This window comes from Streptomyces sp. NBC_01775, assembly GCF_035917675.1.
GTDB lineage: Bacteria > Actinomycetota > Actinomycetes > Streptomycetales > Streptomycetaceae > Streptomyces.
This window is the reverse complement of sequence record NZ_CP109104.1, coordinates 4,595,050-4,608,024: the sequence shown is the minus strand read 5'-3', so window position 1 is coordinate 4,608,024 and position 12,975 is coordinate 4,595,050. Positions and strand designations below refer to the sequence as shown.

At 71.1% G+C, this 12,975-nt stretch carries 9 protein-coding genes; 5 read left to right on the top strand and 4 right to left on the bottom strand.

Annotated features, from left to right (window positions below; translation table 11 throughout):
* Positions 1-107: 107 nt before the first annotated feature.
* Positions 108-746 (top strand): hypothetical protein, encoded by a 639-nt coding sequence (locus OHB04_RS20520; protein WP_326689160.1) that lies wholly within the window; start codon positions 108-110, stop codon positions 744-746.
* A gap of 22 nt (positions 747-768) precedes the next feature.
* Here OHB04_RS20520 and OHB04_RS20515 read toward each other — a convergent pair whose 3' ends face one another.
* Complete coding sequence (locus OHB04_RS20515; RefSeq protein WP_326689159.1) at positions 769-2,061, bottom strand: M18 family aminopeptidase; 1,293 nt, start codon at positions 2,059-2,061, stop codon at positions 769-771.
* A gap of 123 nt (positions 2,062-2,184) precedes the next feature.
* A complete protein-coding gene (locus OHB04_RS20510; RefSeq protein ID WP_326807991.1) occupies positions 2,185-4,014 on the bottom strand; it encodes an acyl-CoA dehydrogenase in 1,830 nt (609 codons plus the stop codon).
* 116 nt (positions 4,015-4,130) lie between these two features.
* Between OHB04_RS20510 and OHB04_RS20505 the strand changes: the two genes are divergently transcribed.
* Both OHB04_RS20505 and OHB04_RS20500 read left to right on the top strand, forming a co-directional pair.
* Positions 4,131-4,673, top strand: a complete 543-nt coding sequence (locus OHB04_RS20505) for an SseB family protein (protein WP_326689157.1) — start codon at positions 4,131-4,133, stop codon at positions 4,671-4,673.
* A gap of 219 nt (positions 4,674-4,892) precedes the next feature.
* Positions 4,893-5,900, top strand: coding sequence for a pirin family protein (locus tag OHB04_RS20500; protein WP_326809481.1), 1,008 nt, complete (start codon positions 4,893-4,895; stop codon positions 5,898-5,900).
* 99 nt (positions 5,901-5,999) lie between these two features.
* On the opposite strand, the gene OHB04_RS20495 is transcribed toward OHB04_RS20500, so the two are convergent.
* Positions 6,000-8,570: an ATP-binding SpoIIE family protein phosphatase gene (locus OHB04_RS20495; RefSeq protein WP_326807990.1), complete on the bottom strand. Its 2,571-nt coding sequence runs from the start codon at positions 8,568-8,570 to the stop codon at positions 6,000-6,002.
* Between the two features lie 119 nt (positions 8,571-8,689).
* Here OHB04_RS20495 and aspS point away from each other — a divergent pair, with 119 nt between their 5' ends.
* Positions 8,690-10,489, top strand: a complete 1,800-nt coding sequence (gene aspS, locus OHB04_RS20490; protein WP_326809480.1) for an aspartate--tRNA ligase — start codon at positions 8,690-8,692, stop codon at positions 10,487-10,489.
* A 92-nt stretch (positions 10,490-10,581) separates the two neighbouring features.
* Here aspS and OHB04_RS20485 read toward each other — a convergent pair whose 3' ends face one another.
* On the bottom strand, positions 10,582-12,096 hold the full coding sequence (locus tag OHB04_RS20485) for an MFS transporter (protein ID WP_326689155.1): 1,515 nt from the start codon (positions 12,094-12,096) through the stop codon (positions 10,582-10,584).
* A gap of 139 nt (positions 12,097-12,235) precedes the next feature.
* Between OHB04_RS20485 and OHB04_RS20480 the strand changes: the two genes are divergently transcribed.
* On the top strand, positions 12,236-12,961 hold the full coding sequence (locus OHB04_RS20480) for a TetR/AcrR family transcriptional regulator C-terminal domain-containing protein (RefSeq protein ID WP_326689154.1): 726 nt from the start codon (positions 12,236-12,238) through the stop codon (positions 12,959-12,961).
* The last annotated feature ends 14 nt before the right edge of the window (positions 12,962-12,975 follow it).

Sequence of the window (12,975 nt, the reverse complement as noted above, 5' to 3'; positions counted from 1 at the left end):
GACAGACACTCGGCCAACGACCAAGGGGGAGAGCTGTGTTCACAGTGCGTGGATCGTTTCGTTCACGACGGGTCGCGGGGGCCGTACTCGGGCTGACGCTGGCCACCATGGCCGCCACGCTCTGCGCGGCGTCGCCGGCGGCTGCTGAGGAGCGCGGGGGCGTGGAGGGGACGTTCACCTCCTGCCCCGCCCGCGCCGAGCTGCCCGAGGGCGCGGACCCGGCGCTGTGGCGGTGCGAGGTGATCACGGCGACGGGCAGCCTGACGATAGGTAAGGCACACGTGCCGCTGAAGGAGCCGGTCGTCATCACCCATGCCGAGGGTCGGATAGACGGCGAATTCCATCAGGTCTTCGGGGGCTTGGAGGCCGACCCCGTGCCAGTGCCGGGCACTCCGCTGCGGATGAAGTTGCGCTATGGAGGCTCGTTCGACTTCCACTCCAACGAAGAGCGGATGGGAGAGCTGGCGCTGACCCTCGGCCTCAGCAGCGGCCCGCTGCTGCCGCGCGGCTGTGCGATAGGCAGCGAGGCGAAGCCGGTCCAGCTGACCTTGCAGGCAGCCGGGAACCCGGCGCCCGGACAGATGCCGGACGTGGTGGCGGAGCCCTTCGCCGCTCCCCGCACCTCCGGCTGCGGCAAGGTCGGCCCGGTGCTGGACAGCGCGCTCGGGCTGCCCGCACCGCCCGAGCAGAACAGCCTGTATCTCGACGGCGAGCGGGCGATCCGCCCCTACGCCGAGCTGCCCTGACGGGGGCGGGGCCCCATTCGCCTCACTCCCCCAAGAAGGCGGTGAGGCAGTTGGCCAGCAGGAAGGGGTCCTTGGCGCCGCACAGTTCGCGGGCCGCGTGCATGGAGAGGATCGCGACGCCGATGTCCACGGTCGTGATCCCGTGCCGGGCTGCGGTGATGGGGCCGATCGTGGTCCCGCAGGGGACGTCGTTGTTGGACACGAACGTCTGCCAGGGCACGCCCGCCCGCTCGCAGGCAGCCGCGAAGACGGCACGGCCCGCACCGTCGGTCGAGTAGCGCTGGTTGACGTTGACCTTGAGAATCGGGCCGCCGTCGGGCATGGGGTGGTGGCCGGGCTCGTGCCGCTCGGGGTAGTTGGGGTGCACCGCGTGGCCGGTGTCGGAGGAGAGGCAGATGGTCCCGGCGTAGGCGCGGGCCCGGTCCTCGTAGGAGCCGCCGCGGGCGAAGACCGAGCGCTCCAGCACCGAGCCCAGCAGCGGGCCCTGGGCGCCGGTGTCCGACTGGCTGCCGTTCTCCTCGTGATCGAAGGCGGCCAGCACCGGGACGCAGGTGGGCGCGGTGCCGCTCTCGGCGACAGCGGCGAGGGCGGCGGCGCCCGCGTGCACCGACAGCAGGTTGTCCATGCGCGGCCCCGCGAGAAGTTCGCGGTCGCGTCCCAGATAGGAGGGAGGTTCCACGCTGTGAGTCATCAGGTCCCAGCCGGCGATCTCGTCCGCCGGCAGTCCGCTCTCCTCCGCGAGGAAGCGCAGCAGATCCCCCTCGCGGGGCTGGCCCAGCCCCCAGATCGGGGTCATATGGCGCTGCCGGTCGAGCTTGAGCCCCTCGTTGGCCTGGCGGTCGAGGTGGATGGCGAGCTGGGGGACGCGCAGCAGGGGGCGGTCCACGTTCACGAGGTGGGTCGAGCGGTCGCGCAGCGTCAGCCTGCCGCTGAGGCCGAGATCCCGGTCGAGCCAGGTGTTGAGCAGGGTGCCGCCGTAGATCTCCACGGCGATCTGCCGCCAGCCGTGTGCGCCGGTGTCGGGCACGGGTTTGACGCGCAGGTTGGGGGAGTCGGTGTGCGCACCGATGATGCGGAACGGTGCCGCCGGCGTGGCCCCCTCCGGGACGTACCACGCGATCAGCGCGCCGCCCCGCAGCACGTACTTGCCGCCCGTCCCCGCGTCCCATGCCTCGGTCTCCAGCACCTGCCGGAAACCCGCCTTCTCCAGCAGCGCCGCGGCGTTCGCGGCCCCGTGGTACGGCGAGGGGCTCGTGGTGAGAAAGGACATCAGACCGTCGGTGTGACCGCGGTCGAACGGCATGGCTTCGCTCATGCGCCCACCTTACGGCGGCCCTGGCCGCAGCCGGTGGCCGCGCTCGAACGCACACAAGAGGAGCGCCCCGCTCCCGGGTGGGCGGGAGCGGGGCGTGGTGTCACCGAGCCGTGGGAGGGCGGCTCAGAAGGCGCTCTCGTCCAGGTCCATGACGGACAGGTCGACGACGTCCGCCTGCTCGCGCTCGACCGAGACGTGGGGCAGGACGTTCGCCGCGAAGAACTTCGCCGCCGCGATCTTGCCCTGGTAGAACGGCACGTCCTTCGGGGAGGCGCTCGCCAGCTTCTCGGCTGCGACGGCGGCGCCGCGCAGCAGCAGGTAGCCGACGACGACATCGCCGGACGCCATCAGGAAGCGGGTGGTGTTGAGGCCGACCTTGTAGATGGACTTGATGTCCTTCTCCGTGGCCGCGAGGTCCGTCAGCATCGTGCCGACGATGGCTTCCAGGTCGGCGGCGGCCTTGGCGAGGTGGTCGCGCGAGCCGGCGAGCTCTTCGCCGCCGCGTGCGTCGGCGAGGAACTTCTTGATCTCCTCCGAGAGCGCGGTGAGAGCCTGGCCCTGGTCGCGGACGACCTTGCGGAAGAAGAAGTCCTGGCCCTGGATCGCGGTGGTGCCCTCGTAGAGCGTGTCGATCTTGGAGTCCCGGATGTACTGCTCGATCGGGTACTCCTGGAGGTAGCCCGAGCCGCCCAGCGTCTGGAGGGACTGCGCGAGCTGTTCGTAGGACTTCTCGGAGCCGTAGCCCTTCACGATCGGCAGCAGGAGGTCGTTGAGCCGCTTCGCCGCGGAGGCGTCCTCGCCGTTGTGCTCCTTGACCAGGATCTCGTCCTGGACGGCGGCGGTGTAGAGGATGAGGGCGCGCATGCCCTCGGCGTACGCCTTCTGCGTCAGCAGCGAGCGGCGCACGTCGGGGTGGTGGGTGACGGTGACGCGCGGCGCGGTCTTGTCGGTGAACTGCGCGAGGTCGGCGCCCTGCACCCGCTCCTTGGCGTACTCAAGGGCGTTGAGGTAGCCGGTCGAGAGCGTCGCGATGGCCTTCGTGCCGACCATCATCCGGGCGAACTCAATGATCTTGAACATCTGGCGGATACCGTCGTGCTTCTCGCCCAGCAGCCAGCCCTTGGCGGGGCGGCCGGAGGCGCCGAAGGTCATCTCGCAGGTGTTGGAGGCCTTCAGGCCCATCTTGTGCTCGACGTTGGTGGCGTAGACGCCGTTGCGCTCGCCCAGCTCGCCGGTCTCCCAGTCGAAGTCGTACTTCGGCACGACGAAGAGCGAGAGGCCCTTGGTGCCCGGACCGTGGCCCTCGGGGCGGGCGAGGACGAAGTGCACGATGTTCTCGGACATGTCGTGCTCACCGGAGGTGATGAAGCGCTTCACGCCCTCGATGTGCCAGGTGCCGTCGTCCTGCTGGGTGGCCTTGGTGCGGCCGGCGCCCACGTCGGAGCCGGCGTCGGGCTCGGTGAGGACCATGGTGGAACCCCACTGCTTCTCGGCCATCAGCGTCGCGACCTTGCGCTGCTCCTCGGTGCCCTCCTCGTGCAGCACACCGGCGAACGCCGGGCCGGAGGCGTACATCCACACGGCAGGGTTGGCGCCCAGGATCGTCTCGGCGAAGCCCCACAGGAGCGAGCGCGGCGAGGTGGTGCCGCCGATCTCCTCCGGGATGCCCAGCCGCCACCACTCGGCGTCCATGTATGCCTGGTAGCTCTTCTTGAAGGCTGCCGGGACCGGCGCGGTGTTGGTCTCCGGGTCGAAGACCGGAGGCGTGCGGTCGCTCTCCTCGTACGAGGAGGCCAGCTCGTTCTCGGCCAGCCTGGCGATCTCGCTCAGCACGCTCTTGGCGGTCTCGATATCCATCTCCGCGAACGGACCAGTGCCGTACACGGTGTCGCGCCCGAGGACCTCGAAGAGGTTGAACTCGATGTCGCGGAGATTCGACTTGTAGTGCCCCATGGCGACGGCTCCGTAGTGGCTCGCTCGTACTTGTCAGTATTCTCAGTGATGATGCTACCCGTCGGTAATAAGAAGCAACCCCCCGCTCGCATCTGTGACTCGTTACTCTCTTCGGTATGTACGGCTACGACCAGACCGGTGCTCAGGCCGGACAGGGCCACGGCTATCCGCACGCCGGGCACCCCGGCCAGCAGGGGCATCACCAGCAGGCACCGCCTCCGCCTCCTTATGGGGCACAGCAGGGGGCGCCTCCGCCGTACGGTCAGCCCGGGGGCCAGCAGCCGCTGTACCCCGAGCCGTCGCCGCCCTCTCTCCAGGAGGCGGTGCGGGCCTTCACCACCGGCTCGATGTCGGCCGAGGACTTCCAGGGCGTCTTCTCCGGCTCCAAGGTGTACTGCCCGCGCGGGGACAACCCCGGCTTCCTCGCGCTGCACAACACCCAGCAGCCCGTCATCCCCATGTTCAGCACCCTCAAGGAGCTGCGCGCCTACGCGGGCAAAGAGTCGAAGTATTTCGTCATCACCGGTGCCGAGGTTCTCGACCTGCTGCCCTCCGGGTACGGCTTTGTGCTCGACATGGAGGGAGAGCACCGCGTGGTCTTCGACGCGAAGGCGGTCGAGGAGATGGTCGACTTCGCGATGCGCCGGATGTACGGCTGAGTGCTGCGGGTCTGCTGAGTCCTGCGGGTCCAGAGCTGCGGGCCGCGCGCCGCGGACCGAGAGACGGGCTGCGGGGGCGGGGGCCGCAGGCAGGGCCGAGGGCTGCCCGTCTGTGGGGTGCCTGCCTGTGCGCTGGGGCTTTCTCCGTCGGGAATCCCCCGGTGCGTCCAGACGTTCAGCGTTCAACTAAGTTGAATGGTGAACTACCTGGAGGTCGTCATGCCCGCCATCACCGTCGAGAACCCCCTCGCGCTGCCCCGTGTGCCCGCGCCGCCGCGGGAGAGCGCCGCGCCGCGGCCCGTGCTCGCCGTTTCCACGGCGCCCAGCGGATTCGAGGGGGAGGGCTTCCCTGTGCGCAGGGCCTTCGCCGGAATCGACCACCGGCACCTGGACCCGTTCATCATGATGGACCAGATGGGAGAGGTGGAGTATGCGCCCGGTGAGCCCAAGGGCACCCCTTGGCACCCGCACCGTGGCTTCGAGACCGTCACCTATCTGCTCGACGGCTCCTTCGTGCACCAGGACTCCGAGGGCGGCGGCGGGGTCCTCAGCGACGGTGACACCCAGTGGATGACGGCCGGCTCCGGGCTGCTGCACATCGAGGCGCCGCCCGAGGAGCTGGTGATCAGCGGTGGCCTCTTCCACGGTCTCCAGCTGTGGGTCAACCTCCCGGCGGCCGACAAGATGAAGGCGCCCCGCTACCAGGACATCGGTGGCGGCAACATCAAGCTGCTGACCACTTCCGACGGCGGCGCGCTGCTGCGGCTGATCGCCGGGTCGGTCGACGGGCACGAGGGCCCCGGTGCCACCCACACTCCGATCACGATGATCCACGCCACCGTCTCCCCGGGCGCCGAGCTGACCCTCCCCTGGCGCGAGGACTTCAACGGGCTCGCGTATGTGCTGGCCGGTCGCGGTTCGGCGGGGACGGACAGGCGGCCCGTGCACACCGGCCAGACCGTCGTCTTCGGGCGTGGGGGCACCTCCCGCTCGAGCGGAGCCGAGAGTGGGGGAGGCTCGCTGACGCTGCGCGCCGATGCCTCGCAGGACTCCCACACCCCGGACTTGGAGGTCGTGCTGCTGGGCGGCCGTCCGATCAGGGAGCCGATGGCGCACTACGGCCCGTTCGTGATGAACAGTCACGTAGAACTCGCCCAGGCTTTCGAGGACTTCAAGGCGGGCCGCCTCGGCCGCGTCCCGGCCACCCCGAGGACGCCCCAGGGCTGAGGTCCTGGCCTCCGCCGTCCCCGTCCGGTACCGCCCGTGCCCGCCGGGAGGGCCGGGGGCTCAGACAGGGGATCAGCCGTCCCTCTGCCCGCCCGATCCTTACTCGCCCGGTCCCCGCTCGCCCCGGCCCTCCTGCTTGCCCTTCCTCTCCTCCTCGTCGAGGAAATCGGCGAAGTCCGTGGCCAGGGCCCTGTCGAGTGCCTCGTCGGGGCTCTCGTCCCGGCCGTCGCTCCCGGGGTCGGGGTCGGGGCCGAGGTCAGGGTTGCCGGCGGTGCCGACTTCGGCCTCGTTGCCGTTCTTCGTCAGGCCCGTCTCCCGCATGTGGAACCAGATGCACTTGCCCTCGCCACGGGGGTCCACGCCCCAGCGGTCGGCGAGCATGCCCAGCAGCATCAGGCCGCGTCCCGAGGAGGCCAGCTCACCGGGGCTGCGGCGGTGCGGCAGCTCGTCGCTGGAGTCCGAGACCTGCACCCGCAGCGTCCGGCCCCGCTCCTCACCGGAGACCGGAGACACCTCCAGATCCCTCGTCCCCCGCGAGTCCCCCTCGCCCCCGTGCGGCACCGTGACCTGGGCGACGAACACCGCGTCGCCGTCCGTGTGGACGAGCACGTTCGTCAGCATTTCCGACAGCATCAGCACGGCCCCGTCCACCTGGTCGGGGTCGGCCCAGTCGTGCAGCAGGTCGCGCAGCTGGTGGCGGGCGGTGGCGATCCGGTCGGGCTCTGCCTGGGCGACGGTCATCACCGTGCGGCGCGCGGAGACGGGGGCGCCCTCCGGCTGCGAGCCGTCGGCGGGCGCGCTCAGCGCGAGCAGCAGCAGCGCGATGTCGTCCTCGTGCCGGTCAGCCAGCGGGCCCGTGGTGCGCGAGTGCGGCGGCCCGTCGTCGCCGTGGACGGCCCGTACGAGTGCCTCGGCGACCTGCTCCAGGTCCGTGCCGGGGCCCGCGTGCTCCTCGACGACCTCACGGATGCGTGCCCAGCCGGTCTCCAGGTCGTGACCGCCGGTCTCGATCAGCCCGTCCGTGCACATCACCAGCCGCTCGCCGGGCTCCAGCACGAGGCGGGTGGTGGGGTAGTCCGAGTCCGGCTCGACGCCCAGCGGCAGGCCGCCGGCGGTGGGGCGTACGAGCATCGGGCCGCCGGGCATCTGCACGGCGGGGTCCGGGTGGCCCGCGCGGGCGATGTCCAGGGTGCCGGTCGCGGGGTCGACCTCGATGTAGAGGCAGGTGGCGAAGCGCGGGTCGGCGTACTCGGGGTCCTCGTCGTCCTTGGTGATCTCGGGCGCGGGCGCCGGGGTCTCCTCGGGCGGCTCGGACGGCGGGGGCGCCACCCGCTCGCCGCCGCTCATGCCGTGCAGAAAGCGGGAGGCCCGCGAGAGCACCGCGTCCGGATGGTGCCCCTCGGAGGCGTAGGCGCGCAGGGCGACCCGCAGCTGGCCCATGATCCCGGCGGCGCGCACGTCGTGGCCCTGTACGTCGCCGATGACCAGCGCGGTGCGCCCGGAGGGCAGGGGGATGACGTCGTACCAGTCGCCGCCGATCTGGAGGCCGCCGCCGGTGGGAATGTACCGGGCCGCCAGATCCATGCCGGGGATGGCGGGCTTGTGCGCGGGCCGCATGGTGCGCTGGAGGCGGGCCGACAGCTCGCGCTCGGACTCGTTGAGCATCGCCCGGGACAGCGATTGGGCCAGCATCCGGGCCACCGTTGTGAGGATGGCGCGCTCGTCCGGGGTGAAGGTGACGGGCCGGGAGAAGGCCGCCATCCACGCGCCGATGGTGCGCCCGGCGACGGTCAGCGGCAAGAAGGCCCAGGCGGTGTGGCCCGGCTGGGTCTCCCCCGGCCGGGCTGTCGGAAAGCGCTCCGCGTACTCGTGTGGGCTGAGCAGATACAGGGCGCGCCCCGTGCGCACGGCCTCGGCGGCGGGGTCGTCGTCGGACAGCCGCAGCCGGGCGCCCCCCGAGCCGAGCCCCGAGGCGTGCCCGAGGCCCGCCGCCGCGCCGCCCTGCGGGGCCCCGTAGACGGTGAGCTGCTCGCCGTAGAGGCAGAAGACGGCGAGCGCGTCGGGAGAGAAGCCGGGCATCGCCAGCGAGGAGGCGACGCGCAGCACTTCGGCGGTGCTGTACGCCTCGGCCAGCGCGCGCCCGGTGTCCAGCAAGAACGCCTCGCGGTTGCGCCGCCAGTCCCACTGAGCCGTGGCACTCTGCGCGGCGGCGCCCGTGCCCGGCGCCTGCCCGGCGGTGCTCGTCTCGTCGCGCTGCGCCCGCGCGTTCTCCGGCTCGGGGACCTCGTAGATGATGCCGCTGATACGGACGGCCGGATCGGGTGCTCCGGGTTCGTGGGACGCGAAGGGGGCGTAGGGGCGTACGACGGTGCGCACGGTGCGGGTCACCGCGCCGTCCCTGGCAACCACCCGCATGAGTGCCTCGGCGGAGGTCTCCTCGGTGAGGGCTAGAGTGACGATGCCCTGGAAGCCGACGTAGTCGACGGCGTGCAGGTGGGAGCGGACCGCGTTGCCCGGGAGGGTCAGGGGAGCGGTCGAGGTGGCGCCGGACGCGTTCTCGGCGAGCCCGAGCAGGCGCGCTGCCCGCACGTCGAGAGTCACAAGCCCCGTGGCGTTATCCCAGGTCCAGAGCCCAACGCCCAGGGCCGACAGGACGTCATCGGTGCGCATTGCACCACTTTATGCGGAGTTCACGAGGTTCCGGAAACGGGGGCGAAGGGGGTCGGCCCAGGGCGGTAGTCTGAGAAACATCTCTCTGTGACTCCTGAGCCCAACGACTTGGATGAATGATGCATCGGTACCGGTCCCACACCTGCGGCGAGCTTCGCGCCACGGACGTCGGCACTGACGTCCGACTGAGCGGCTGGCTGCACAATCGCCGGAACCTGGGCGGCATCCTGTTCATCGATCTGCGCGACCACTACGGCATCGTGCAGCTCGTCGTCCGCGACGAGTCGAGCGAGATCAACGACAAGCTCAGCTCGCTCTCCAAGGAGACCGTGCTGCGCGTGGACGGCAAGGTCACCGCGCGCGGGGAGGAGAACGTCAACCCCGAGCTGCCGACCGGTGAGATCGAGGTCGAGGTCGCCCAGGTCGAGGTCCTCGGCGGGGCCGAGCAGATCCCCTTCACCATCAACGCGGAGGACGGGGTCAACGAGGAGCGCCGGCTGGAGCACCGCTTCCTCGACCTGCGCCGCGAGCGCATGCACCGCAACGTCATGCTGCGCAGCAAGGTCATCGCCGCCATCCGCGAGAAGATGACGGCCCAGGGGTTCAACGAGATGGCGACGCCGATCCTGTCGGCCACCTCTCCCGAGGGCGCCCGCGACTTCCTCGTCCCCTCGCGGCTGCACCCCGGCAAGTTCTACGCGCTGCCCCAGGCGCCCCAGCAGTTCAAGCAGCTGCTGATGATCGCCGGCTTCGACCGCTACTTCCAGATCGCGCCCTGCTTCCGCGACGAGGACGCGCGCGCCGACCGCTCGCCCGGCGAGTTCTACCAGCTCGACATGGAGATGAGCTTCGTCGAGCAGGAGGACGTCTTCGAGGTCATCGAGACGGTGATGACCGAGCTGTTCCGGGAGCTGGGCGAGGGCCGTGAGGTCACCTCCCCGTTCCCGCGCATCCCGTTCCGCGAGGCCATGGTCAAGTACGGCTCGGACAAGCCGGATCTGCGCGCCCAGCTGGAACTGACCGATGTCTCCGACCTGTTCAAGGGCTCCGGCTTCAAGGCGTTCGCCGACAAGCATGTGCGGGCCCTGCCGGTGCCGGACACCGCCTCCCAGCCGCGCAAGTTCTTCGACTCGCTCGGTGACTTCGCCGTCGAGCAGGGCGCCAAGGGCCTGGCCTGGGTGCGGGTCGGCGAGGACGGCGCGCTGAGCGGCCCGATCGCCAAGTTCCTCACCGAGGACGATGTGCGCGCGCTGACCGAGGCACTCGGGCTGAAGCCGGGGCACGCGGTCTTCTTCGGCGCCGGGGAGTTCGACGAGGTCTCCAAGATCATGGGCGCGGTCCGGGTCGAGACGGCCAAGCGCGCCGGCCACTTCGAGGAGAACGTCTTCCGGTTCTGCTGGATCGTCGACTTCCCGATGTTCGAGAAGGACGAGGAGACCGGCGCGGTCGAGTTCTCGCACAACCCGTTCTCCATGCCGCAGGGCGGCCTGGAGGCGCTGCGCACCAAGGACCCGCTGGACATCCTCGCCTGGCAGTACGACATCGTCTGCAACGGCACCGAGCTGTCCTCCGGCGCCATCCGGAACCACGAACCGGAGATCATGTTCGAGGCGTTCGGCATCGCCGGATACTCGAAGGAAGATGTCGAGCGGGACTTCGGCGGCATGCTGCGCGCCTTCCAGTTCGGCGCCCCGCCGCACGGCGGCATCGCGCCGGGCATCGACCGCATCGTGATGCTGCTCGCGGACGAGCCCAACATCCGCGAGACGATCGCCTTCCCGCTGAACAACAACGCCCTGGACCTCATGATGGGCGCCCCCAGCGAGGTCGAGGAGAGCCGCCTGCGGGAGCTGCACCTGTCGCTGCGTAAGCCTGCGCCGCAGGTCAAGCCGGCGCCGCAGGTCAAGCCGGCGGAGTAACCGCGACAACGCCGCATGGATTGCGCGGGAAATACGGCGGGGCCGGGGCCATGTGGTCCCGGCCCCGCCGTATTCGGGTTCGTTGAGGGGCACTAGGTCGGGACGTCCTGCGTCCGGGGTGTTCCGGTGGGGGCTTGAGCGGGGGTCTGGGCGGAGCGCAGGGTGAGAGCGGCTGTCAGGGCGCCCAGGGCCGCGCAGGCGGCGGCCACCAGGAACGTCGTGGACTGGGCCTGGGTGAAGGCTTCCCTGGCGGCGTCCGCCACGGCTGAGGGCGGGGCCTGCGCCAGGGTCTCGCCGAGGGAGCCGGATTCCGTGCCGGATGTGGTTTCGGGGAGAGCCGCGCGGTAAGTGGCCGAGAGAAGCGCGCCCAGACCAGCCACCCCAAGGGCGATGCCGAGCTGCTGGTGGGTGTCGTTGAGGGCCGCGCCCATGCCGGCGCGGGCGCGGGGAACGGCGCTGAGGACGGTACTGGTGGTGGAGGGCCCCGCGAAGCCCGTGCCGAGCCCGGACAGCGCGAGGCCCGCGGCGGTCACCGCGTAGGAGCTGGTGGGGGTGAGCCCGGCGAGGACGCAGAATCCGATGGCCGTCACGGTGAAGCCGGCGACGATCGCGGTACGCGGCCCGAGGGAGGCGTGCGCGCGGCCACCCGCCGCCGAGCCGACGACGACGCCAATGGCCAGCGGCACGACCGCTGTTCCGGCCTCCAGCGGGGAGTAACCGCGGACGAGCTGGAGGTACTGGGCGAGGACGAACAGTGAGCTGCCGGTGCCGACCGTCAGCAGCGCCGCTGCCGCGCCGCCTCCGGCGAAGCGGCGGTCGCGGTAGAGCGTGAAGTCCACGACGGGGAAGGCGGCTCGGCGCTGCCACCAGGCGAACGTACCGAGTGCGAGCACCGCGAGGGCGGTGGCGGCGAGGACCACGGGCTGCCGCGTACCGAGTTCGCCCGCCTTGATGATCGCCGTCGTCAGCGCGACCATGCCGAGCGTGACCAGCGCGGCGCCCGCTCCGTCCACGGGACGTCCCGCCGGGTCGCGGGATTCGGGCACCAGGCGGTGGACGGCGAGCGCGGCGAGGCCCACCAGGGGCACGTTGAGCAGGAAGACTCCGGCCCAGCTCCATACGGAGACCAGCGCACCGCCCAGTACGGGCCCCGCCGCCATGGCGACGGAGGCGACGGCGGCCCAGACGGCGAAGGCACGGGGCCGCTCATGCTCGGGGAACACCTGAACGAGAACGGCGAGGGTCGCCGGCATGACCAGCGCGGCCCCCACACCCATGGCCGCGCGCATCGCGATCAGCCACCACACCGACCAAGCCGCCGCCGCGGCGACGGAGGCCACGGTCAGCACGGCCATTCCGACGAGCATCGCGCGGCGCCGCCCGTAGCGGTCGCCGACCGCGCCCGCCGCGATCAGGAGCCCGGCGAAGACGACGACGTAGGCGTCGAGCACTGCTTGCTGCTGGGCGGTGGAGGCGTCGAAGTCCGCCGCGATCGAGGGCAGGGCGACGTTCAGGACGGTGTTGTCCAGCACGATCACGAGCAGCGCCGCGCAGATCGCGGTCAGGATCGTCCATCTGCGCGGATGGCCCTCGTTCTCGTCTGTCATGGGGCGTCGTCTCCTGTCGTGGCTCGTGGCTCGTGGCTCGTGCTGTGGTCCTACAGTGTTGGTTGATTGCCCAACACTGTAGGGGAACCGGCGGACGCGAGGAACCCATGGGAGGTGCGCGCGGATACGCTGGGGCGCCATGAGTCCCAAACGCGCGCACAGTGAGGGAGCCGCGTCCGCGATGCCGGGGGCGGTCTGGTTCCGCGAGCCGCGCCCCGCCGGGCGGGCACAGGCGCTCACCCGCGAGCGGATCGTCGCGGCGGCCGTCGCGCTGCTGGACGAGCACGGCGTGGCGGGACTCAGCATGCGCAAGCTCGCCGAGGTGCTGAACGTGCACGCCACGAGCCTGTACTGGCATGTGCCGCACCGCGACGACCTGTTGGACCTGGCGCTGGACGCCGTGTTCGCGGATGTCGCGCTGCCCGCGCGCCACTCGGCCGAGTGGCGCGCGGATGTGGCCGCCTTCATGGACGAGTGGCGCGCCGCGCTGCTGCGGCACCCCTGGTCGGGGCCGCTCGCCGGCAGCCGCCCGCTGCTGGGGCCGAACGCGCTGGCGCGCTCGGAGTTCGTCTTCGCCGCGCTCGTCAGCGGTGGCTTCACGGGGGACGACCTCACGGCAGCGGCCGGGGCCGTCTCCAACTACGTGATCGGCACCGTCGCGGCCGAGGTGCCGTGGAAGGTCGCGTCCCGTGCGGACGAGGAGGGGGCTCGCAGCGCTCTCATCAGCCGCCTGCGGGGCGCCGCCGAGACCCACCCCACGCTCGCCGCACATCCGCCGGCACTCCGCGCCGACTGGGACCGGCACTACGCGCGCGGCCGGGACTTTCTGCTGGACGGCCTCGCGGCGGCCCGTCCCCGCTCTTGATCCCGGCTCTTGAT

Coding starts and splice junctions, on each gene's coding strand:
- OHB04_RS20520 (WP_326689160.1), top strand. CDS start 108: ATGGCCGCCACGCTCTGCGCGGCGTCGCCGGCGGCTGCTGAGGAGCGC.
- OHB04_RS20515 (WP_326689159.1), bottom strand. CDS start 2,061: ATGAGCGAAGCCATGCCGTTCGACCGCGGTCACACCGACGGTCTGATG.
- OHB04_RS20510 (WP_326807991.1), bottom strand. CDS start 4,014: ATGGGGCACTACAAGTCGAATCTCCGCGACATCGAGTTCAACCTCTTC.
- OHB04_RS20505 (WP_326689157.1), top strand. CDS start 4,131: ATGTACGGCTACGACCAGACCGGTGCTCAGGCCGGACAGGGCCACGGC.
- OHB04_RS20500 (WP_326809481.1), top strand. CDS start 4,893: ATGCCCGCCATCACCGTCGAGAACCCCCTCGCGCTGCCCCGTGTGCCC.
- OHB04_RS20495 (WP_326807990.1), bottom strand. CDS start 8,570: ATGCGCACCGATGACGTCCTGTCGGCCCTGGGCGTTGGGCTCTGGACC.
- aspS (WP_326809480.1), top strand. CDS start 8,690: ATGCATCGGTACCGGTCCCACACCTGCGGCGAGCTTCGCGCCACGGAC.
- OHB04_RS20485 (WP_326689155.1), bottom strand. CDS start 12,096: ATGACAGACGAGAACGAGGGCCATCCGCGCAGATGGACGATCCTGACC.
- OHB04_RS20480 (WP_326689154.1), top strand. CDS start 12,236: ATGAGTCCCAAACGCGCGCACAGTGAGGGAGCCGCGTCCGCGATGCCG.